22 protein-coding genes, 1 tRNA gene and 2 pseudogenes are annotated in these 19,883 nt (G+C 70.9%); 15 read left to right on the plus strand and 10 right to left on the minus strand.

Features of this window, described 5'->3' with window-relative positions; all coding sequences use genetic code 11:
• The first annotated feature begins 92 nt into the window (after nucleotides 1-92).
• Nucleotides 93-677, plus strand: a complete 585-nt coding sequence (locus WBK50_RS03725; RefSeq protein ID WP_341334242.1) for a M48 metallopeptidase family protein — start codon at nucleotides 93-95, stop codon at nucleotides 675-677.
• 54 nt (nucleotides 678-731) lie between these two features.
• On the opposite strand, the gene WBK50_RS03730 is transcribed toward WBK50_RS03725, so the two are convergent.
• Complete coding sequence (locus WBK50_RS03730) at nucleotides 732-2,252, minus strand: zinc-dependent metalloprotease (protein ID WP_341334243.1); 1,521 nt, start codon at nucleotides 2,250-2,252, stop codon at nucleotides 732-734.
• Nucleotides 2,253-2,513: 261 nt separating this feature from the next.
• Here WBK50_RS03730 and WBK50_RS03735 point away from each other — a divergent pair, with 261 nt between their 5' ends.
• The gene (locus tag WBK50_RS03735; RefSeq protein ID WP_341339281.1) at nucleotides 2,514-5,438 is read left to right on the plus strand and encodes a UPF0182 family protein; all 2,925 of its coding nucleotides are present in this window, start codon (nucleotides 2,514-2,516) and stop codon (nucleotides 5,436-5,438) included.
• A gap of 414 nt (nucleotides 5,439-5,852) precedes the next feature.
• Nucleotides 5,853-5,926: transfer RNA gene (locus tag WBK50_RS03740), tRNA-Met, on the plus strand.
• 79 nt (nucleotides 5,927-6,005) lie between these two features.
• On the opposite strand, the gene WBK50_RS03745 is transcribed toward WBK50_RS03740, so the two are convergent.
• Together WBK50_RS03745 and WBK50_RS03750 are read right to left on the minus strand one after the other, a co-directional pair.
• Nucleotides 6,006-6,128 (minus strand): hypothetical protein, encoded by a 123-nt coding sequence (locus WBK50_RS03745; protein WP_341334244.1) that lies wholly within the window; start codon nucleotides 6,126-6,128, stop codon nucleotides 6,006-6,008.
• 137 nt (nucleotides 6,129-6,265) lie between these two features.
• Nucleotides 6,266-6,553, minus strand: a complete 288-nt coding sequence (locus WBK50_RS03750; protein WP_341334245.1) for a hypothetical protein — start codon at nucleotides 6,551-6,553, stop codon at nucleotides 6,266-6,268.
• Nucleotides 6,554-6,574: 21 nt separating this feature from the next.
• Here WBK50_RS03750 and WBK50_RS03755 point away from each other — a divergent pair, with 21 nt between their 5' ends.
• The 5 genes from WBK50_RS03755 to WBK50_RS03775 all read left to right on the plus strand — a co-directional run bounded on the left by WBK50_RS03755 (nucleotide 6,575) and on the right by WBK50_RS03775 (nucleotide 9,422).
• Nucleotides 6,575-6,838: a hypothetical protein gene (locus tag WBK50_RS03755; RefSeq protein ID WP_341334246.1), complete on the plus strand. Its 264-nt coding sequence runs from the start codon at nucleotides 6,575-6,577 to the stop codon at nucleotides 6,836-6,838.
• Between the two features lie 493 nt (nucleotides 6,839-7,331).
• On the plus strand, nucleotides 7,332-7,499 hold the full coding sequence (locus WBK50_RS03760; protein WP_341334247.1) for a hypothetical protein: 168 nt from the start codon (nucleotides 7,332-7,334) through the stop codon (nucleotides 7,497-7,499).
• Between the two features lie 401 nt (nucleotides 7,500-7,900).
• Nucleotides 7,901-8,209, plus strand: coding sequence for a hypothetical protein (locus WBK50_RS03765; protein WP_341334248.1), 309 nt, complete (start codon nucleotides 7,901-7,903; stop codon nucleotides 8,207-8,209).
• Nucleotides 8,210-8,637: 428 nt separating this feature from the next.
• On the plus strand, nucleotides 8,638-9,006 hold the full coding sequence (locus WBK50_RS03770) for an STAS domain-containing protein (protein WP_341334249.1): 369 nt from the start codon (nucleotides 8,638-8,640) through the stop codon (nucleotides 9,004-9,006).
• A gap of 74 nt (nucleotides 9,007-9,080) precedes the next feature.
• Nucleotides 9,081-9,422 carry a PucR family transcriptional regulator gene (locus WBK50_RS03775; protein ID WP_341334250.1) on the plus strand — a complete coding sequence of 114 codons (342 nt, stop codon included), beginning with the start codon at nucleotides 9,081-9,083 and terminating at the stop codon, nucleotides 9,420-9,422.
• 678 nt (nucleotides 9,423-10,100) lie between these two features.
• Here WBK50_RS03775 and WBK50_RS03780 read toward each other — a convergent pair.
• The 3 genes from WBK50_RS03780 to WBK50_RS03790 form a co-directional block, all read right to left on the minus strand.
• Nucleotides 10,101-10,289, minus strand: coding sequence for a hypothetical protein (locus WBK50_RS03780; protein ID WP_341334251.1), 189 nt, complete (start codon nucleotides 10,287-10,289; stop codon nucleotides 10,101-10,103).
• A 144-nt stretch (nucleotides 10,290-10,433) separates the two neighbouring features.
• Entirely contained in the window at nucleotides 10,434-11,027 is a 594-nt protein-coding gene (locus WBK50_RS03785) for a class F sortase (protein ID WP_341334252.1), read from the minus strand.
• A gap of 56 nt (nucleotides 11,028-11,083) precedes the next feature.
• Nucleotides 11,084-11,821, minus strand: a complete 738-nt coding sequence (locus tag WBK50_RS03790) for a DUF4142 domain-containing protein (protein ID WP_341334253.1) — start codon at nucleotides 11,819-11,821, stop codon at nucleotides 11,084-11,086.
• 438 nt (nucleotides 11,822-12,259) lie between these two features.
• On the opposite strand from WBK50_RS03790, the pseudogene WBK50_RS03795 reads away from it, so the two are divergent.
• Nucleotides 12,260-12,451, plus strand: a pseudogene (locus WBK50_RS03795) (RNA-binding S4 domain-containing protein); the annotation flags it as partial.
• A 24-nt stretch (nucleotides 12,452-12,475) separates the two neighbouring features.
• On the opposite strand, the gene WBK50_RS03800 reads toward WBK50_RS03795, so the two are convergent.
• Nucleotides 12,476-14,530 (minus strand): acyltransferase family protein, encoded by a 2,055-nt coding sequence (locus WBK50_RS03800; RefSeq protein WP_341334254.1) that lies wholly within the window; start codon nucleotides 14,528-14,530, stop codon nucleotides 12,476-12,478.
• A 178-nt stretch (nucleotides 14,531-14,708) separates the two neighbouring features.
• Nucleotides 14,709-15,446 (minus strand): transglycosylase SLT domain-containing protein, encoded by a 738-nt coding sequence (locus WBK50_RS03805; protein WP_341334255.1) that lies wholly within the window; start codon nucleotides 15,444-15,446, stop codon nucleotides 14,709-14,711.
• A 460-nt stretch (nucleotides 15,447-15,906) separates the two neighbouring features.
• On the opposite strand from WBK50_RS03805, the gene soxR reads away from it, so the two are divergent.
• The 5 genes and pseudogenes from soxR (at nucleotide 15,907) to WBK50_RS03830 (ending at nucleotide 17,918) form a co-directional block, all read left to right on the plus strand.
• Nucleotides 15,907-16,368, plus strand: a complete 462-nt coding sequence (gene soxR, locus WBK50_RS03810; protein ID WP_341334256.1) for a redox-sensitive transcriptional activator SoxR — start codon at nucleotides 15,907-15,909, stop codon at nucleotides 16,366-16,368.
• 135 nt (nucleotides 16,369-16,503) lie between these two features.
• On the plus strand, nucleotides 16,504-16,824 hold the full coding sequence (locus tag WBK50_RS03815) for an NIPSNAP family protein (protein ID WP_341334257.1): 321 nt from the start codon (nucleotides 16,504-16,506) through the stop codon (nucleotides 16,822-16,824).
• 98 nt (nucleotides 16,825-16,922) lie between these two features.
• Nucleotides 16,923-17,057 carry a hypothetical protein gene (locus WBK50_RS03820; protein WP_341334258.1) on the plus strand — a complete coding sequence of 45 codons (135 nt, stop codon included), beginning with the start codon at nucleotides 16,923-16,925 and terminating at the stop codon, nucleotides 17,055-17,057.
• A 170-nt stretch (nucleotides 17,058-17,227) separates the two neighbouring features.
• Nucleotides 17,228-17,383: pseudogene (locus WBK50_RS03825) on the plus strand (tyrosine-protein phosphatase); the annotation flags it as partial.
• A 112-nt stretch (nucleotides 17,384-17,495) separates the two neighbouring features.
• Complete coding sequence (locus WBK50_RS03830) at nucleotides 17,496-17,918, plus strand: tyrosine-protein phosphatase (protein ID WP_341334259.1); 423 nt, start codon at nucleotides 17,496-17,498, stop codon at nucleotides 17,916-17,918.
• Nucleotide 17,919: 1 nt separating this feature from the next.
• Here the strand turns inward: WBK50_RS03830 and WBK50_RS03835 are convergent, their stop codons facing one another.
• Together WBK50_RS03835 and WBK50_RS03840 are read right to left on the minus strand one after the other, a co-directional pair.
• Nucleotides 17,920-18,312, minus strand: coding sequence for a hypothetical protein (locus tag WBK50_RS03835; protein ID WP_341334260.1), 393 nt, complete (start codon nucleotides 18,310-18,312; stop codon nucleotides 17,920-17,922).
• A gap of 7 nt (nucleotides 18,313-18,319) precedes the next feature.
• Nucleotides 18,320-18,562, minus strand: coding sequence for a hypothetical protein (locus tag WBK50_RS03840; RefSeq protein WP_341334261.1), 243 nt, complete (start codon nucleotides 18,560-18,562; stop codon nucleotides 18,320-18,322).
• A 135-nt stretch (nucleotides 18,563-18,697) separates the two neighbouring features.
• Here WBK50_RS03840 and WBK50_RS03845 point away from each other — a divergent pair, with 135 nt between their 5' ends.
• On the plus strand, nucleotides 18,698-19,879 hold the full coding sequence (locus WBK50_RS03845; protein WP_341334262.1) for an acyl-CoA dehydrogenase family protein: 1,182 nt from the start codon (nucleotides 18,698-18,700) through the stop codon (nucleotides 19,877-19,879).
• The last annotated feature ends 4 nt before the right edge of the window (nucleotides 19,880-19,883 follow it).

Below are 19,883 nucleotides of genomic sequence, written 5' to 3' on the forward strand. Positions count from 1 at the left end.
CACAGATCTTTCCATCTGTGGACAACCGGTGTGGGCAATTCTCACGGCGACCGGACGCTCCGCGGGGGCGCCGCGACGCCTAGGGTGGAGTGATGGCGAGCCCTGCGGTCGTCGAGGTCAGGCGTAGTGACCGGCGACGTCGGATGGTCAGCGCCCGGCGCGAAGGTGACACGGTGATCGTGTTCATCCCGGGGTGGATGAGCGAGTCCGAGGAACGGCGCTGGGTGGACGAGATGGTCCGCCGCCTCGAGCGCAGCGAGGCGAAACGGCGGTCCCCCGGCCGGCACGGGGACGACGCCCTGCGCCGACGATGCCTGGAGTTGTCCCGGCGGTACCTGGGCGGCAAGGCGATTCCCACGACCGTCCGCTGGGTGCCCCCGATGCGCACCCGCTGGGCGTCCTGCACACCCGCGGACGGCACCATCCGGATCAGCGAGAAACTGCGCGACGCGCCCGGCTGGGTGGTGGACTACGTGCTGGTCCACGAGCTCGCGCACCTCCTGGAACCCGGCCACGACGACGCCTTCTGGGCCCTGGCGCGCCACTACCCGCGCACCGAGCGGGCCATGGGCTACCTCGAGGGCCTCTCCGCGGCCGCGGGTCTCGGCATGGTCGGCACGGACGGCGAGCCCCCGCCGGAGCTCGGGGACGACGAGCAGGCCGCCGTCCCCGCCTGACCCGCGCACGCGAACGGGCCGCCGGGAGATCCCGGCGGCCCGTTCGTCACGTGCTCAGCTGCGCCGGGTGGGGGGCTCGTCCGGCCCGTCGTCCTCCGAGGCGTCCTTCGGCTCGTCCGACGAGGAGTCCGGCGTCTTCTCCGCCTCCGCAGCGGCCCGGGCGTCCGCCGCGAACTGCTTCTCCAGCTCGGCGATGGGGTCGTTCGTGTCCCGGTGGGACACGAACCCGGCCGGGTCGTCCAGGTCGTCCGCGACGGGCAGCAGGTCCGGGTGCGCCCAGATGGCGTCCCGGCCCTCGACCCCGCGGTCCTCGGTGAGCAGGCGCCACAGCTCGGCGGCGGAACGCAGCTTGCGCGGCCGCAGCTCCAGCCCGACGATCGTGGCGAACGCCTGCTCTGCCGGTCCGCCCGAGGCGCGACGGCGGCGCAGCGTCTCGCGCAGCGCCTCCGCGCCGGGCAGCCGATCACCGACGGCCTCGGCGACGACGGCGTCCACCCAGCCCTCGATCAGGGCGAGCAGGGTCTCCAGCCGGGCCAGCGCCGCCTTCTGCTCGGGCGTGGTCTGCGGCTCGAACATGCCGGACTGCATGGCCTCCTGGATGGAGGCCGGGTTCGCCGGGTCGATGTCCCGGGCGATCTCCTCGATGCGGGAGGTGTCGATGGTGATGCCGCGCGCGTACTCCTCGACGGCGCCGAGCAGTCGCTCCCGCAGCCAGCCGACGTGCGCGAACAGGCGGTGGTGCGCGGCCTCGCGGGCGGCCAGGTAGATCATGACCTCGCTGGCCGGGCGGTCCAGGCCCTGCGTGAACCTCTCGACGGCCTCGGGCAGCAGCGCCGCCGTGCGGCCCGGCCCGACCGGGAAGCCGATGTCGGTGGACGTCAGCACCTCGGCCGCGAGCTGGCCCAGGCCGCTCCCGAGCTGCGAGCCGAACGCGAACCCGCCCATCTGACCGATCATCGCCAGCATCGGCCCGGCCGCGGCGCGGACCTCCTCGGGCAGCCCCTCCACCCAGGCGCCGGAGACGCGCTGCGCCACCGGATCGCACAGCCGCTTCCAGGTGGGCATGCTCTCCTTGACCCACTCCGTCGGCGTCCACGCGACCGTCTCGGTGGCGCCGGCGGGGAAGTTCGTGGCCGGGTCCAGCCACAGCTCCGCGAGCTTGACGGCGTCGGACACCGCGGCGCGCTGCGCGTCGGTGAGCGACGACGTCGTCTGCGCGAGCTGCTGGGTGGCCATCTGCGCGGCGAGCTCGTAGTTGACCGGGCCGTCGCCGGCGGAGGCCTGTGCGCTGCTCAACATCTGGCCGAGCTGGGTCAGCATCTGACCGAGCTGGCTGACGTCGAAGCCGCCGGGCCCGCCCGCGCCGGGCATGCCCGGCAGGCCCGGCAGGCCACCCGGGAAACCGGGGATCCCACCCGGGAACTGGCCGCCACCAGGCAGGTTGCCGAAGCCGAACGGATCATTGGGTCCGTCCGGGGTCTTATCTCCCTTGTCGCCCGATTCGTCCCGCGGGCGATCGCGGTCGCGATCCGGGTCGCGGTCGGAAGGGCCGAAGCCGAACGGGACGTCACTCATGGCGTCCACGGTACGCGGGTCCGGACGGTCCCGGCGGCCTCCCGGCCCGGGTTCGCCGGGCGCGAAAGCGCCGGTCACGGGGTCCCCTCACACGGGAACTCCACATGCCGTCCGTAGAGTTGTCCCAGCAGGGCACGCCACTGGCCCGGCGTTGCGGTACGCGAGACGACACCCTGGTTCGCCTCCTGCCGCCGCGGTAGCCGGGTCCGACGGTGACGTCCGGCCGAGTCCGACCCGACCTGTAGGAGCGTGCCCGTGGCCATGCGGCCCCCGGTGGGAGCCCCGTCTCTCTCCCGCCGAACCAGGATCCTGCTCATCGCGGCCGCCGTGCTCGTGGTGGTGCTCCTCGGGGGCTCCCGGGTGGTCGACTTCTACGTCGACTTCCTGTGGTTCGGCGAGGTGGGCTTCCGTGGCGTCCTCACCACGGTCCTGTTCACCCGGATCGTGGAGTTCATCGTCGGCGGCCTCCTCATGGGCGGCGCCATCGCGCTCACCCTGTGGATCGGCTATCGGTTCCGACCGGTGTTCGTGCCGGTCGCCGGGCCCGAGGACCCCATCGCGCGCTACCGCACGGTGATCATCTCGAGGCTGAAGCTGTTCGGCATCGGGATCCCGGTGGCGGTCGGCATCATCGCCGGGCTCGCCGCGCAGGGGGACTGGCAGACGGTGCAGATGTTCCTGAACTCCACGCCGTTCAACCAGACGGATCCCGAGTTCGGCTACGACATCAGCTTCTACGCGTTCGAGCTGCCGTTCCTGCGGCTGCTGCTGAACTGGCTGTTCGTGATCGTGGCGGTCAGCTTCATCGTCGCCGTCATCACGCACTACGTCTTCGGCGGGATCCGGCTCAGCGGCCGCTCCGGCCAGGTCTCGGCCGCGGCCCGCGCCCAGCTCGCGATCCTCGCCGGCGTGTTCGTGCTGCTCAAGGCCGTCGCCTACTACCTGGACCGCTTCGAGCTGCTGTTCTCCGACCGCAACCCGAACTTCAGCGGCGCCACGTACACGGACCTCAACGCCGTCATGCCGGCGAAGCTGATCCTGCTCTTCATCTCGATCATCTGCGCCGCGGCGTTCTTCGGCGCGGTGTTCCGCCGGAACCTGCAGCTGCCCACGATCGCGGTGGTGCTGCTGGTGCTCTCCAGCGTCCTGGTCGGCGCGGCCTGGCCCGCCGTCCTGCAGCAGTTCGTCGTCGCGCCCAACGCGAACGAGCGCGAGGCGCCGTCGATCGAGCGCAACATCGCCGCCACCCGCGCGGCCTTCGGGCTGACCGACGACAAGGTCACCGTGCAGCCCTACAGCGGCACGTCGACGGCCACGTCCTCGCAGATCCGGGACGACGCAGCGACGGTGCAGAACATCCGCCTGCTGGACCCGAGCAAGCTGGCGAAGACTTTCACCCAGCTCCAGCAGCGACGGAACTTCTACGGCTTCCCGGACAAGCTGGACATCGACCGCTACACCGTCGGCGGGACGAAGCAGGACTACATCGTCGCCGCCCGCGAGCTGGACTCCAGCGCGCTGACCGGCAACCAGCAGGACTGGATCAACCGCCACCTCGTCTACACCCACGGCAACGGGTTCGTCGCCGCGCCGGCGAACCAGGTCAACGCCGCGCTCGAGGACACCGGCGGCCAGGGCGGCCTGCCCAACTTCACGGTCAGCGACACGACGACCGAGGGCGACATCCCGGTCACCGAGCCGCGGATCTACTACGGCGAGAAGATCACGGACTACTCGATCGTCGGGGCAGGGGCGGGCGACACGCCCCGCGAGTACGACACGGACAGCGCCCAGTTCACCTACAACGGCAAGGGCGGGGTGTCCATCGGCAACATCTTCAGCCGGCTCGCCTTCTCGCTGTACTACGGCGAGCGGAACATCCTGTTCAACAGCTCGATCAACGACAACTCGAAGATCATGTACAACCGTGACCCGCGGGAGCGCGTCGAGAAGGCCGCGCCGTGGCTGACGGTGGACAACGACCCGTACCCCGCGGTCGTCGACGGCCGGGTGCAGTGGATCCTCGACGGGTACACCACGCTGCAGAACTACCCCTACGCCGCGCAGGTGGCGCTGGGGGACACCACCAACGACAGCCAGCTCGGCCTGCAGGGGCAGCGGCTGCCGAACGAGACCATCAGCTACCTGCGGAACTCGGTGAAGGCGACCGTCGACGCCTACGACGGCACGGTCACGCTCTACGCGTTCGACGAGACCGACCCGGTCCTGAAGACCTGGATGAGCGCCTTCCCCGGCACGGTGAAGCCGGCGTCGGCGATCACCGACTCGCTGCGCGCGCACCTCCGTTACCCGGAGGACCAGTTCAAGGTCCAGCGCGAGCTGCTGACCCGGTACCACGTCAGCAACCCGGGTGAGTTCTTCTCGACGGTCTCGTTCTGGGACGTCCCCTCGGACCCGACGGTGCAGGGCAACACCGGCGCCTCGCAGGACGCCCAGCCCCCGTACTACCTGCTGACGGGGCTGCCCAACCAGCAGGGTGCGAGCTTCCAGCTGACGAGCGCGCTGGTCAGCCTGAGACGCCAGTTCATGGCGGCCTACATGACGGCCAGCTCCGAACCGGCCGACTACGGGAAGATCACCGTCCTACAGCTGCCGGCGGACACCCAGACGCTCGGCCCGCAGCAGGTCCAGGCGCAGTTCCTCGGCTCGCCCCAGGTGTCGTCCGAGCTCAACCTGCTCCGGCAGAACCAGACGACGATCGACTACGGCAACCTGCTGACGTTGCCGGTGGCCGGCGGCCTGCTCTACGTCGAACCGGTGTACATCGAACGGGCGGGGCAGGACTCGTCCTACCCGCAGCTGGCCCGCGTCCTGGTGAGCTTCGGCGGCCGGGTCGGCTACGACGCCAACCTGGCGAAGGCGTTGGACCAGGTCTTCGGGCCCGGCGCGGGCGCAGCGGCGAGCGGCACGCCGACGCGGGGCGGTACCACTGCAAACACGCCCGCGACGCCCGCGCCGACGGGGACGGGGAACACGGCGGCCCAGGCCGCCGCGGCCGCGGAGATCTCGAACGCGCTGGCTCAGCTCAAGGCGGCCCAGTCCTCGGGTGACTTCGCGGCCCAGGGCCAGGCCCTCGCGGCACTGGACGCGGCCGTGAAGAAGTTCCAGGCGGCCCAGGGGGCGACGACACCGGCCCCGGCCACTCCCGCCTCGCCCGGGGGCTGATCACAGCTCGAGGACGGCACTCTCGGGACCTCGTCGGCCCCGAGGGTGCCGTTCGGCGTTTCCGGGGCGTCGCGGCGGGGCCCGGCCGAGTCGCGGTGCGCTGATCCCTGCTGTGGCCACGAGACGGGGTGACGGGCCGATGATCGCGAAGTCGGGAGCGGGAGCGACCCCGTGGTGTCGGTGCCGCTCCCAGCATCGTGATCATGCTCTGGGCCTGTGAGCAGTGCCACGAGAGGCCCCGCCGGGGGCCTTGCCTGGGGAAACGTCGCCGGGGGCGGCTCGGGCGGAGCATCGTCGCAGCTCAGAGGCGGTGAACTGGTAAACCGACCCCCCGTGCACGGGCTGTTTTCCGGGGTGTAATGTTCTACCTACAACAGCAACACGGAAACACCAGAGTCCTTCGGGACTCAGCGGCGCGGGGTGGAGCAGCTCGGTAGCTCGCTGGGCTCATAACCCAGAGGTCGTAGGTTCGAATCCTACCCCCGCTACTAGGAAGAACGGCCCCCAGGACATCGTCCTGGGGGCCGTTCTCATGTCTCGGTAGTAAGACCGGTAGTACGAGCGGTCTCAGCCGGTGCCGCGGGCGTCGTCCTGCGAGCGCTTCACCGCCTCCTCGATCATGCGCCCGATCAGGTCCGTCGCGGGCAGATCCAGTCCTGTCGAGCGCTGTGTGTAGATCTGGAACGTCACTGTGGCCCGACGCGATCACTCAGGATCTTGGGTTCGACCCCAGAGTTCAGCGAGAGCGTCGCGTACGCGTGGCGGACGTCGTGCAGCCGGATCCGCCGGGCACCGGCGGGCGTCGACGAACCGGTTGAACCTGTCCGTCACCGAATCGGGATGTGGCCGGCGTCCGTCCGGCCAGACGAACAGCCAGCCGCCTGGTGCATAGGCGCGCTCGAACGCCTCCGCTCCTCGTCGAGCATCGCGAGATGCTGCCGCAGGCTGGCGACGGTGAAGGCATCCAGCGAGACCTGCCGGACCCCGGCATCGGACTTGCCGTCGGATTCCTCCGCACGGCCGCCGACGGAGATCAAGGTGTCGTCGATCTTCAGCGTGCCGGTGTCGAGATCGAGAAGGTCTCGGCGTACGCCGAGCAGCTCCGACCGCCGCATCCCGGCCCCAGCTCGGAGCGGATGACGCTGATGACGGCCGCGACGACCAGCACGACGAACGCCACGCCGGCGATCGCCGTCACCGCGATCAAAGCCCATCCCAGGATCCCTTGGTCTTGGGCGGGCGTGGAGGTGGTCGTCGTGATCACGGAGAGCATGTCCATATCGATGATCATCGGCCTCTGCGCCGGGGGTGTACATCACCCGACGGGCCTGATGTGGATCAGCGCAAAGTCGTACCCGACCTGCCGGGAATCGGGACGACACCGGCCTGCGCCGCGATGACGCTGAACGGGTGGACGTCCGGGGAACCGCCGCGACGGGGGCGCTGGCACCCCCTCGTCGCCCGGGGCGCCGGCGCTGAGCACCGGGCCGATGGGCGCGGCTCGCGGAGCACCCGGATGAGCAGCCTTGATCAGCGCGATCGGATCAGGCGCGACAGGTCTGTCGATCGTGGCTATGGCAAATGCGTGGCAGTCCGCGGTGGTTGGTGCGGGCGACGAGCCGCGTTGCTGCAGGTCAGAAGCCCAATGCCGACCTGGGCGGCACTCCACTGTGGATCCGTCGGCTTAGCCTACGAAGGTTCGAATCCTTCACCTGCCACACCCCGTGAAAACGGCCCCTGACCAGCGAGAAGCCGGTCAGGGGCCGTTTTCGTTGGTGTCCGGTCGTGTTCGACTCCGTCCGCCTATCCACGGGTGTTCGCGGTCGCTATGCGGTCGCGATCATGAACCGGGGTCCCGGAGGGCGTTCTCGATCCGCGGACCACGACAACATCATGGTCAGCGAGTTCGGCGAGGAGATTCACCTACGGCCAGGCGGATGCCCAAGCTGTGGCGCGGACTTCATCACCGTCTATGCCGACCACTGTTGGCGCTGCGAGGCCGAGTTCCCGCCGGCCCAACGGATCGGCATAGCCGCCGAAGATCCGGTCGACAACGAGTAGCCACGATCCTTGCCCCTGCAGCTCCTCGGCCACAGAATCTGGCATTCGCCCGCCCACTGCACTCCGGGCGGCGCAACTTTGTCCCCAGTCTGCAACGAGGAGCTTCACGGCACGGTCACGGTGGTACACCTCCCGTATCAGGAAGGGCCCCCACCATGACGAACCCCAACGAATCCGACGCGAAGAGCTCCAAGGGCGTCCGATCCGCGTCAGGTCCTCGGAGCGAAGCCGCCCCAGCGGTGAGACGGCGGCCCCGCGGCACCGCTACGGGCGCTGCCGACGCGGCGACTTCGCGGGTCAAGGGCGCCGCGAGGAAGCCCAACCGAGCCGCCACAGGCCGAACTCCACCCGACCCCCGTGGTCGGGCCGCCCCGAAGGCGCCAAAGCCCCGAGCAGCGGCAGTGACGAACCTCGCCGGGAAGGGTGCCGGCGCAGTCCAGGGCACGACCGGAGCCGTGAATTCGACGGTCGAGGGCACGGTAGGGACAGCAGTTTCGACGCTGCGCACCGGAGTCGGGGCAGGCTTCAGCTTGGCCGTCCACAAGGCGCTTCTGCTCCTGCAACTACTCAAACAGATCGCACTGCAGACCATCGAGGCACTCAGGCGACAGGCCATCGAGACACTCAGGCGACAGGCCATCGAGGTACTCGGGCGACTCGCTCGTCGCCTGCAGGAGGAGGCGGGGTCGAGGCTGGCGGCCGCACCATGATGGTGCCACTGTTGGACGCGCGGCGTCGGACGGTGCGGCCTGAACGTCAAGCATCAGCCGAGACATGACATTTGATCGGGTCGCGCTGCTGCCGAATTTGCCTCTATGAGATCAAGGCGCCGCCTCCGGCGGCGCGCAGCGGGCCGGCTCGGCGGCCCCGCTCGGCTCGCGCCCTCCTGCCTCCGGCCCGGGCGCGGCCGGCGTGACCGCCAGCCGCCCTCCGCTTGCGCGTACCGCAGGCCACCCGACCCGCTCCCCCGGAAGCGGCCACGTGACGCGGTTACAGCACCTCCAACCGGCGTAGGCTGTCCTACTTGTCGGGCCACCCGAGGTCAGGCCTCGTTGAAGGCGAAACGGCTGTTCGTTTGCGTTACTGCCCGGTTCGGGTAACCGCGGGAGAGCGACGAACAGCTGCTTGGAGGTGTCCCGTGACACCGCAAGAGCCCACGGCCCGATTCATCGTCACTGACGATCCGCCCGAGAACGGCATCCACCGGCTCAGGCTGGCCGGCGACCTCGACGCTACCGCCGCTCTCAGCCTTCACGCGCTGGCCCGAGAGCAACTGGCCGCGTCTCCGCGGTTGCTCGCGCTGGACCTCACCCACCTCGCCCGCCTGACGTCGTCCGGCGCTCTGGCCCTCGCCGATGTCGCCGAGTGGGCAGGACAGGCCGACATCGCCCTCTGCCTGATCGCCCCGCCCGCTCACGCCGTGCACGACGCTCTCGTCGCCGCCGACCTCGGGGAGTTGTTCGAAGTCCACCCCGACCTGGCTTCAGCGCTCGCCGACATGCGCTGACCAGCTACGCCGTCGACCACCGCAGGAGCAGTGATGACCTCACGAACATCCGTCCCCCGTCGGGGGTGTGTGTCGTGAACGCGGACCGGTTCGAGTTCCCCGGCTTGATTCGGCTCGGCCAGCACGACGGGGAGGTCGGCGCCTACGTCCGCCACTGGCTCGGCTCGGTGCTCGATTCCGACGCCGAGCACGGGACCCAGCTGGTCGCCACGCTGCGCGCCTATCTCGACTGCTGGGGCGAATACCCGCGGACCGCCCGCCTGCTCGGCATCCACACCAGCACCGTCCGCTACCGGGTCCACCGCATCCGCCAGGTCCTCGCCGCCGACCTCACCGACGGCAGCACCAGGTTCAACCTGCAGGTCGCCACCCACCTCCTCGGCTACATCGAGCGCGGTCGGCAGCTCCAGAGGTGACGCCACCACCCCCCGCGGGCTCCGCCCGCACCCGGCACCGCTTCGGAGATCAGGGAAGTGCGGACGTGGTGATCTCCTCACAGCACGCCGAGACGGAAGGGTTGCCCCGGCGCCGCGAGGAGATCACCACCAGCACCCGACGTGGACGGTGAGAACGACCCGCGCGGACTATGCGCGGACGCGGACGGTGGGTACCCGGCTCCACCGCAGGTCAGAGACGGTTTGCCAGCGCACTGTAAATCCGGTGCCGCGATGGCAGGCGAAGCAGGTCGACGGTGGCTTGACGGTCGCATTCGTGGTGGCCGGTCGCGACTGCTCGCGAGTGCACATGCAGGGCCAGATTGGCGCCGCTCTGGGTGGTGAGGCGGCATCTGGACGTCGCTGGGCTCTGGGTCCCCATCCTCGAAAGCGTGTGCGTGAGGTCGACGCAGGCTGGTCAAACCAGTAGTACGAACAGTAGTAGGACTCTCCCGCGCCCGGCTGGACTCGACGGGACGGCGAGGGACAAGGCACAACGCTGCTGGTGGTCAAGCCGGGCCAGAGCGGACGGCCAAGGGACGCCGGGACGGTCCCCATTCGCCTCATAACCCAGAGGTCGTAGGTTCGAATCCTACCCCCGCTACTACGCAAGAGGGCCACTGACCAGCACGGTCAGTGGCTCTCTTGCTTTTTGTGTGCTCAGACCAGGGGCGAATCGGCCCCGATGGTCACGGCCGTGGTCACGGAGCCCGTGGCCGGCCCCAGGATCGCCGTCGCCGCGACCTGCGCGGCGTGCTCGTCCATCCCCGGGATCACGTGCATGTAGGTGTCCTGCGTGAGCGAGACCGACGAGTGCCCCGACCGCTCGCTGACGATCTTGACCGGCACGCCGGCCCGCAGCGACGCCCCGATCGGGTCGCTTGGCGACCGCCGAGATTCGTCGCCGGTTCAGTCGCTGCGTCGGTCGGTGCCCCAGCTCAGGGTCGCCCAGAGGAGCTGGCGGGCGCCTGCCGGACAGCGGTGTGGTTCTGGTCAGCCGGGCACGGCGTAGGCGACAACGTTGTCGGCATATTGGCGGGTGTGCTGGTCGAACGAGCCACCGCAGGTGACCAGGGCCAGGCGCGGCGGCCCGTCGGTCGTGAACAGTTCCGGTGGCAGCGCGGTCTTCGGGTAACTGCGCACCGCGCGCACCACGTAGCCCTGTGTGCCGCGGTCCGTCCTGAGCCGTACCTGGTCACCGGGGCGCAGTGCAGGCAGGTGGTAGAAGGCGCCGGGCCCGTCGCGGGCGGTGTCGATGTGGCCGTCCACCACGACCGTTCCGTGTCCGCTGCCGGGCCGGGCGCCGGCCTGCCACCAACCGAGTACACCGGGGTCATCGGGAACCAGCAGCGCGCCGCCCGGCTCGACGTCGACCGGCACGACGGGGGCGTCCACGCCGAGTGACGGCAGCTGCAGCTGCTCCGGGGTCGCCGGCGCCGCAACCGGCGCGGGCGGCCCCACGATCGGCACCGTTGGCGGAGTCGGTGCTGCCGCGGGCACGGCTCCGCGGTTCGGTGTGGCCGCCGCGGCGCTCCACCAGCCGACCAGGCCGATGGTGATCATGGCCAGGCCGGCCAGCAACATCATCCAGGGCAGCCGTGGTCGCCGGTGAGATGCCGGCACCCGCGGCGCACCGGGTGTCCTCACGCTCGGCGCCTCCGGGTGAGCAGTTGGGCCCCGGCCCCGACGACGAGCAGTGAGCCGCAGCCGAGCAGGGCACCGACCAGCTCGGGAGACGCCCACGGCGCCGCCGTGCCGCCGGAGCCGGCGCTCACCCCGCTCGGCACGCCGCCGATTTGCTGCAGGTCACTCTGCAGCAACTGCAGGTGCTTCTGAGCGACCGGCAGGTAGCTGCTGGCGAACTGTTTGACCGCGGCGTCGCTGCCCGAGGAGAGCTCCTGCTGGGTCTGGCTGATGGACTCTTGATGACCGGCGATCTCGGGCTGCAGGTAGGCGAGGTCGAACGCGGTACCGGTGGCTGCCGTGAGCTGTTGCAGCACCTGCTGTTGCATCTGGTTGGGGGTGCTCGGCAGGGTCACCGAGGCGTTCTGTGCGATGCCGCGCAGCTGGGTGAGCGCCTGTTGGTGATCACTGATGAGCGTCTGGGCGGTCTGTTTGACGGCGGCGGTCGTCCCCTTCTGGGCGGCGAGCCCGCCGGCCGTGATCTCGGTCAGATCGGTCTGCGCGTTCTGCATGATGTACAGCCGATCCTGGTCGGAGAGCTGCCCACCGGTCCCGGGTGCCCCGGCGCTGCTGCTCGGTGGCGTGTTCGTGCCGGTGCCGGGAGGTGGGGGCGGCGTGGTCTGCGCTGCGGCGACCCCGCTGCCGAGCATCAGAGCGGCCGCACCGAGCATGCCGGCCGCGGCGACGGTGAACCTCATACGTACCCCTTCCGGTAGGGAGGGCGCCGAAGTCGCCGTCCTCCTTCGGCCAACGGGGGAGGTACTTACCCGCGGACCGAGACCCGAAACACGGGGCCCGTGCGGTCGGTCGGAAAGCGGATCGGGGACTGTCCTCCTCAGTCCGGGGCGTCTCCCCGGTGCCGTGACGGTCGCGCGTCCGGCCCGCTCGCACCGTCGACCGACCAGGTCACGGACCGGTCGACGCGTGCGTAGGTCGATCGGCGGACCCCGCGTCGTCGGCGGCCACGAGGAAGGTCCTCGGAGCCCGCCCGAGGGCCTTCTCCCCACGGTGCTCTCGGCGTGGACGTGCAGGTGCGCCTTCGGTAGCGGGCGGAGGTCCGGCACGACTGGCGACGCTGGGGAGCGCGGAGCGGGCCCGCGATAGACATCAGGGATGATGCGCAGGTGGCTGGTCCCGTGCAGAACGTCCCGATCTCCGCCGAACCCATCCGGCTCGGCCAGTTCCTCAAGCTCTCCGGCCTGGCCGAGGACGGTGCGCACGCCCGCGAGCTGATCGAGGCCGGCGAGGTGACGGTGGACGGCCGGCCGGAGCTCCGTCGTGGGGCCCAGCTCCGCAGCGGCGCCGTGGTGGCGGTCGGGGGAACAAGGCGCGCCCGGTCGTCGGCTGAGGCGCTACCAGCCGAGGGCCTGGTCCAGCCGTTCCTCCACCATCGGCGCCATCGACCGCATGTAGGTCGCGGTGACGTGGTTGTCGTCCAGGTAGACGAGCACGTTGCCGACGACGGCGGGGCACTGCTCCGGATCGCAGAGCGCGTCCGTCATGTCCAGGAAGGACACGTTCGGAGGCAGATCCGGGATCTGCTCGTAGGGAGGCGTCGCGGCGTAGACGTCCGCTCGGGCGACGCCGCACTCCGGCGCGTCGGCTCCGAACTGCTGTACGCAGTCCGGGCGTGACGAGGCGAAACGGGGGTTGTCCCGGAACGCGACGACCGGGACGCCGGCGTCGTTCATCCGCCGCCACTGCTCGACGTAGCCGGCCGGGGTGTGCTCGGTCAGTCCCGGCCGCACGTCACGGCTCGCGGCGGTGAACACGGCATCCGGGTGGAGCGCGAGGATCGTGTCCGCCGCGATCTGGTTCCACCCCACACAGTCTGCGTTGTTCGGGTCCGTGTCCGACCGGGTGGAGAACGGGCAGGCCCCGAGGAGGAAGGTCACGAGACGCCAGTTGCGGCTCTCGGCGATCGGCTGCAGCGCGTCGACGTACTGCTGGGAGTGCGAGTCGCCGACGACGACGAGGGTGTGTTCGGGGGTTCCGTTCGTGGCGAGGGTGCATTCCGGCACCTGTGACTGGTCCGGCACCGGCCGGCAGGTCCAGGCGCCTCGCTGCTGTCCCCAGTCCTGAGAGATCGTCACCATGGGCGGGACGGGCTCCACCGCGGTCCGGCCGTCGTTCGGCAACCCCTCGCGCAGCGCCATCGCCCCGGGATGGTCGACGTCCCCGATCGTGCCGAGGTCGCCGGCCCGCTGGTAGGCCGAGATCTGCCACCCACCCGCAGCCACCAGCACCACCACGACCATCGTCGCGCAGATCCGCGTCCGGGAACGGTCCGTGAGCCGGGCCCGTCGGAGAGGCTCCTCGACGAGATGGTGCGTCGCGATCGCCAGGACGACCGAGATCGCGACCACGACCGCGCCGTCGGGCAGGCCGACCTCGGCGCGGCCCCGGACGACGAGGAAGAAGATCAGGACCGGCCAGTGCCAGAGGTAGAGCGCGTAGCTGAGATCACCCAGGTACTGCATCGGCCGGCTGCCGAGCAGGCGGTCCGCGCCCAGCGGGCTCCCGGTCGCGCCGGCCAGCAGGATCATGACCGCGCAGAGGGTCGGCCACAGCGCCGCGTAGCCGGGGAACACGCGGTCGACCTGCAGGACCAGGCCGCACGCGACGAGCCCCAGCACGCCGGCCCAGCCCATCGCGAGGCGCAGCGCCCGGGACAGCACGACGGTGTCGATCACGAGCGCGAGCAGCCCGCCGAGCGCGAACTCCCAGACGCGGGTCAGGGAGTGGAAGTAGGCCAGCGGCTGGTTCGCCAGCGTCAGGACGATCGAGAACGTCAGGGACGCCACGAAGATGCCGATCATCGTCAGCGTCAGGTGGATCCGCAGCTTGTCCCGCGAATAGCCCGCGGTGAGCGCGACGAGCGCCACCAGGAGCGGCCACACGACGTAGAACTGCACCTGGACCGAGAGCGACCAGAAGTGCTGGACCACGCTCGCGGTGTCGTGCTGGGCCGCGTAGTCCACCGCGTCGGTGCCGAGCCGCCAGTTCTCCACGAAGACGGCGCTGGCGAGGACCTCCTTGACCGTCTGCAGCCAGCGGGCCTCGGGCAGGAGGGCGACGCCCAGCGGGATGCAGACGATCAGCACGACGAACGCGGCCGGGACCAGCCGGGTGGCCTGGCGGGCCCACATCGGACCGAGGCTCAGCGGGCCGCGGGAGGCGGAGCGGAAGAGCGACCCGGTGATGAGGAAGCCGGAGAGGACGAAGAAGACGTCGACGCCGCCGGAGACCCGGCCGATCCACACGTGGTAGACGACGACGAGGGCGACGGCGAGGGCCCGCAGGCCCTGCAGTTCGGGGCGGAAGGTGCGCGGGGCCCGCGTCGCGGAGGCGGGCCGGCCGAAGCCGGCGTTCACCGGGCCCGGGAGATCCGAGGGATTCTGGGGCATCTCCGGGACCGGCCTCCGCCTCGGCTCGTTCGCGCCTCCGGCGGGGGCGGCGCGCGGTGGCGTGCCCGAAGAGGGAGCGTCACCGAACGTTCGAATTCTCGGCGGAGCGTCACCGCCGCCGCCGTCCGGCGGATCCCGTCAGATTAGGCCATCCGGGCGGGAACCGCTGGTCGGAGGGTCAGTAGCCCACGTAGCTGCCGGAGCTGTCCGTGCGGCCACCCGCCTCGAGCGTCTCCAGGCCGTAGGTGGCGACCATGTACCGGACGCCGGCGGTGATGTTCGCGACCGGGTCGGTGATCGACTTACCGGCGAGGCTCGGGTGCACGTAGGCCCGGAACGTCGCCGGGATGACCTGCATCAGGCCCTGGGACGGGGTGCCGCGACGAGCGTTGGAGTCCCAGTTGTTGATCGCCGTCGGGTTGCCGCCCGACTCGGCCATGATGACCTTCTTGACCGACGGCGCGAGGTCCTGCGGGAGGTCGCAGACCGCGAGCGCCTGGGCGATCCAGCCGTCGACGCCGCCCTGCGAGATCAGCGCGGCGAGCTTGTCCGCCGCGGCCTGCTTGCGCGCCTCCTCGGCGTGCTGGGCGGCGATCTGGTCGGCGATCTTGCCGGCCTTGTCCAGCGAGGCGATCTGCGCATCGGCCCCGGAGGGGTCCGCGAAGGACGCCGTGTAGGCGACCGGGCTGATGTGGCCGTCGGTCGCGGCGACGTCGCCGATCCCGTCGGTGGGCGCCGAGGGCTCGAGGACGGTCGCGTTGGCGGCGAGGGCCGCCGTGGTGCCGGTGCCTTCCGCCGCCGCCGCGGTGTTGTTCGTGGCTCCGGTGGAGGTCACGGCCGCGAAGGCGCCGGTGGTGACCACGCCGATGGCCGCGCCGAAGGCGGCGGTCATCGAGAAGCTACGACGGGTGTTCACGGGACCGTTGACGGTCGCGTGACGCGCTGCGGAGCGCCGTGCAGTGTCCCGGTGGGGAGCCGGGACGTCGATCACACGGCGGCCGCCTGGGGAGCGGTGGCCAGCCAAGAACCTGCCCTTTCACGATCGGGGGCTCGATCACGAACGACGCCGGGTCGGGGGTCCCGGGAGCAGGTCGGGGGTCCTGCTCGAAGTCCGCTCGTGATCGGACCGTGATGACTCGGCAGACCTTACGGAGGACCCACTCGTCGAGACAAGGGCGAGGACGGCCTGTCGGCGCTCAGGGCGAGCCGCTCGTCTCGCCGTGGGGCGCCGGCCTGCCGCTTCGTCCGGCGGTGAACGGTCGGCGAGCCCGATAGGCGGTCGACTGCTCCGTTCAGGCCTCTGGGTTACGCCGGACGGGTGGTGAGGGGAGCGGAAGGCCCGCACCTGAACCCGGATCGAGGTGTAGGAACGAGCTGTGGACCAGTCGGACCTGTTGACCATCGGCGAGGTCGTCGACCGCAGTGGCTTCCCGCACTCCGCCCTGCGCTACTACGAGAAGGAGGGCCTCGTCGCGGCGACCCGCACCGGCGGTGGCCAGCGCCGGTACCGGCGCGCGACGCTGCGCCGGCTCGCCTTCATCCGGGCGGCCCGGGCGATCGGCATCGGCCTCGACGAGGTGCGCGAGGCCCTGGACTCCCTCCCCGCGGAACGGCCGACCACCGAGGACTGGACGCGGCTGTCCCAGCGCTGGCGGGGCCGGCTCGACGAGCAGATCCAGGCCCTCGAGGCGCTGCGCGACGGTCTGGACTCCTGCATCGGCTGCGGCTGCCTGTCCCTCGCGCGCTGCGGCCTGCTGAACCCGAACGACAGCGCCGCGGCGCAGGGGGAGGGTGCCCGGATGCTCCCCGCGGCGCTGCGCCGTCCACTCGCGCACTGAGCGGGCCACCGGGGGTGTCGGCGGCGAGCCGGTCGGTCGCGCGGCCGAGGGAACGTCCTGTCCGGTCACGACGAAGATCCTGTGCGCCCGGGGGGTTTCCTGCGAGGGTGGGACTTTCCGACCTGGAGGTCAACGATGATCTACGAGATCCGCGAGTACACGACCGTGCCCGGGCGCATGCCCGCACTGGTGAAGAGGTTCAAGGAGCACACCCTCGGCTTCTTCGAGGCGCACGGCATGGAGTGCGTGTTCATCTCGCTGACCGAGCTCGGCGACAACAGCAACAACGAGCTCGTCTACGTCATGAGGTTCGACTCCTACGAGGACATGGCCACCAAGTGGGCCGCGTTCATGGCCGACGAGAAGTGGCTCGCCGTCCGCGCCGCGAGCGAGGAGGACGGCCCGATCGTCGCGAAGCTGAGCCGGCGGGTGCTGAACCCCACCCAGTTCGGCTGACCCGCCGCGGATTCGCATGCTCCGCCGGTCAGGGGTGGTGCGGCCGCCCCGACCGGCGGGCCCGCGCGAGCTCGCCTGTGCCCGGAGCCCCCGGGGAGATGCCGAGGCCGGCGGTCGCCGAGGGCGGCGGGGGAGCGGGCAGCGCCTCCGCCGGGGACCCGCCGGCCGACGCCGCGGACGGCCTGCGCCCCTTCCTGCTCACCGCCGCGGGCGTGCAGAAGCTCGTCGCCTGACGTGAGACGCCGGTCATGCTGGACCGGGCGGCTGCCTGACTAGCGTGACCGGGGTGACCGACGCGGATACCGAAGCCGACCTGTCCGACGACTCCCTGGCCGACACCGCGCTGCACGAGGCGGCGGCGAACCGCTGGCTCACCCTCGAAGGCCTCTCCAACCTCCGCGACGTGGGCGGGCTCCCGCTGAAGGCCGGCGGCACGACCCGCACCGGGGTGCTCTTCCGCAGCGAGGCGCTCAACCACATGACCCCCGCGGACATCCGGCACATGGTCGACGTCGTCGGCCTGAAGCTGGTCCTGGACCTGCGGACGGACCGGGAGATCGCCGAGTTCCCCTCGACCGCCGTGGCCGAGGCCGGGGTGGAGATCGCGCAGTTCAGCTTCATCCCCGAGGAGGGCCGCGAGCTTCCCGGAGATCGGCGAGGACAACGACCCCATGGTGGCCAACTACCTCGGCTACCTCCGGGACCGCGGCCCGAACGTCCTCGGCGCCGTCCGCCGGCTCGCCGCGGAGGACACCGGTCCGGCGCTGGTGCACTGCGCCGCCGGCAAGGACCGGACCGGGACGCTGGTCGCGATGGTGCTCGACGCCGTCGGGGTCGAGCGGGAGGCGATCATCGAGGACTACGCGCTCTCGGCCACGAGGATCGAGGACATGTTCACCCGCTGGCGGGCGCGCACGGGCGAGCCTGTCCCGGACGCCGACGAGCTGGACCGGCACCGGCCGCGGGCCCGCGCCATGGCGGAGGTCCTCGCGGTGCTCGACGAGCGGGCCGGCGGCGCGGCCGGATGGCTGCTGGCGAACGGACTCACCGAGAACGAGCTCGCGATCCTGCGCGCCCGCCTCGCCGGAGCCTGAGCTACGGCATCTCCTCGATCGGCACCCGGGAGTCCAGCTTCCGCAGGGCGCCCGGGTCCCCGGTGACGGCGGGCCAGCCGCGCCGGCGGGCCGTCGTGACCACCTGACCGGCCACGATGTCGTCCTGCCCGGACGACGCGAGCAGCAGCCCGGACTCCTGCGCCGCCGCCGGGCTCAGGTCCTGGATCACCGTGTTGGGCAGGCCCAGGAGCACCTGCAGGGCCGCGTGGTGCTCCGGTTCCAGCATTGACCACGCGCGCCCCAGCGCCGCACTCGGCACGGCCAGCACCATGTTCTCCTCGACCGCCGCCCACACCAGGGCCCGCACGTAGACCGGCCTGCCCGTGGCGAAGGCGATCAGTGCGCTGGAGTCGAGGACCCGTCCTCCGATCACCGGGGCCTCAGCCGACGGCAACGGGAGGGACCAGACGCAGCGATCGCCGCGCCGCATCGAGCTCGTCGGGAGGTGGCGGACCGCCGTAGAGGTCCTCCAGCGTCGCCAGGGAACGGTCCCTGAGCTGCCGGGACGCCACCGCCTCCGCGACGTAGGCCGACAGGCTCGCCGCGTGGCCTCGTCGGACCGCCTCCCGTGCCTCGGCCACCAGCTCGGCCGGCAGGGTGACGGTCACCCGCTCACTGCGCATACTCGCAGGCTACCGGGCGCATACCGGCGCTTCGAGGGGCTCACCGGGCGGTGCAGGTTACTGGCGGGTATGTCAGGGTGGGGACAGCGCAGCGGCCCGGTCCCGGACCGCTGGACCGTCCGCGAGGAGACAGCGATGGATCTGAGCTACACCGCGGCCGAGGAGGAGTTCCGCAACGAGCTCCGGTCCTGGCTGCAGGCCAACATCCCCGCCGAGTGGAAGGCCCCCGGCTTCTGGGAGTCCCTCGACGACGACGAGAGCTTCCGGCTCCGCCGGGACTGGGAGCGGGACAAGGCGCTGGCCGGGTTCGCCGGCATCCAGTGGCCCACCGAGTTCGGCGGCCGCGGCGGCACGCCCGGCATGAAGGCCATCTACGACGTCGAGATGGTCCTGGCCAACGCCCCGCGCACCGTCAACCCGCTCGGTCTGACCTTCCTCGCGCCCACCGTGATGGCGATCGGCACGGACGCGCAGCGCAAGGAGATCATCGGCCCGATGCTGCGCAACGAGGTCATCTGGTGCCAGGGCTTCTCCGAGCCCGGCGCCGGCTCGGACCTCGCGGCGCTGACGACCAGGGGCGTCCGGGACGGCGACGACTTCGTCGTCAACGGACAGAAGGTCTGGACCACGAACGCCGTCCACGGCGACAAGATCTTCACCCTGGTCCGCACGGAGCAGGGCTCGCAGAAGCACCGCGGCATCTCGATGCTGCTCATCGACATGAACCAGCCCGGTGTCGACGCCCGGCCGCTCAAGCAGATGAGCGGGGCCAGCGAGTTCGGCGAGGTCTTCTTCGACGACGCCCGGGTGGCGGCCACCGACGTCCTCGGCGAGATCGGCGAGGGCTGGCGGACGGCGATGCTGCTGCTCTCCTTCGAGCGCGGCGCGTCCGGCATCTCCCAGTACACGGAGTTCCGCCGGCAGTACGACGAGATCGCGGCCGTCGCCAAGGCGCTCGGCAAGGACAAGGACCCGGTGCTGCGCGGCAAGCTGGCCCGGGTGCTCACCGAGCTGGAGTGCCTGCGCCTGCACTCGATGTACGTCCTGACGCAGACCGAGCAGGGCAAGGACCTCGGGTTCGAGGCGTCGATGACCAAGCTGCAGTGGTCCGAGGCGTTCCAGGACCTCTGGGAGGTCTACGACGACATCCTCGGCGAGGACGCCACGCTCGAGTCCCTGTCGATCGACGGCACGGACTTCGACCTGCGCCCGATGAACGCCCAGGCCATGTGGTCCCGCTCGGTCACCATCTGGGGCGGCTCGTCCCAGGTCCAGCGCAACGTCACCGCCGAGCGTGTGCTCGGCCTGCCCCGCTAGGAGG

Source organism: Pseudonocardia sp. T1-2H, assembly GCF_038039215.1.
Taxonomy (GTDB): domain Bacteria; phylum Actinomycetota; class Actinomycetes; order Mycobacteriales; family Pseudonocardiaceae; genus Pseudonocardia.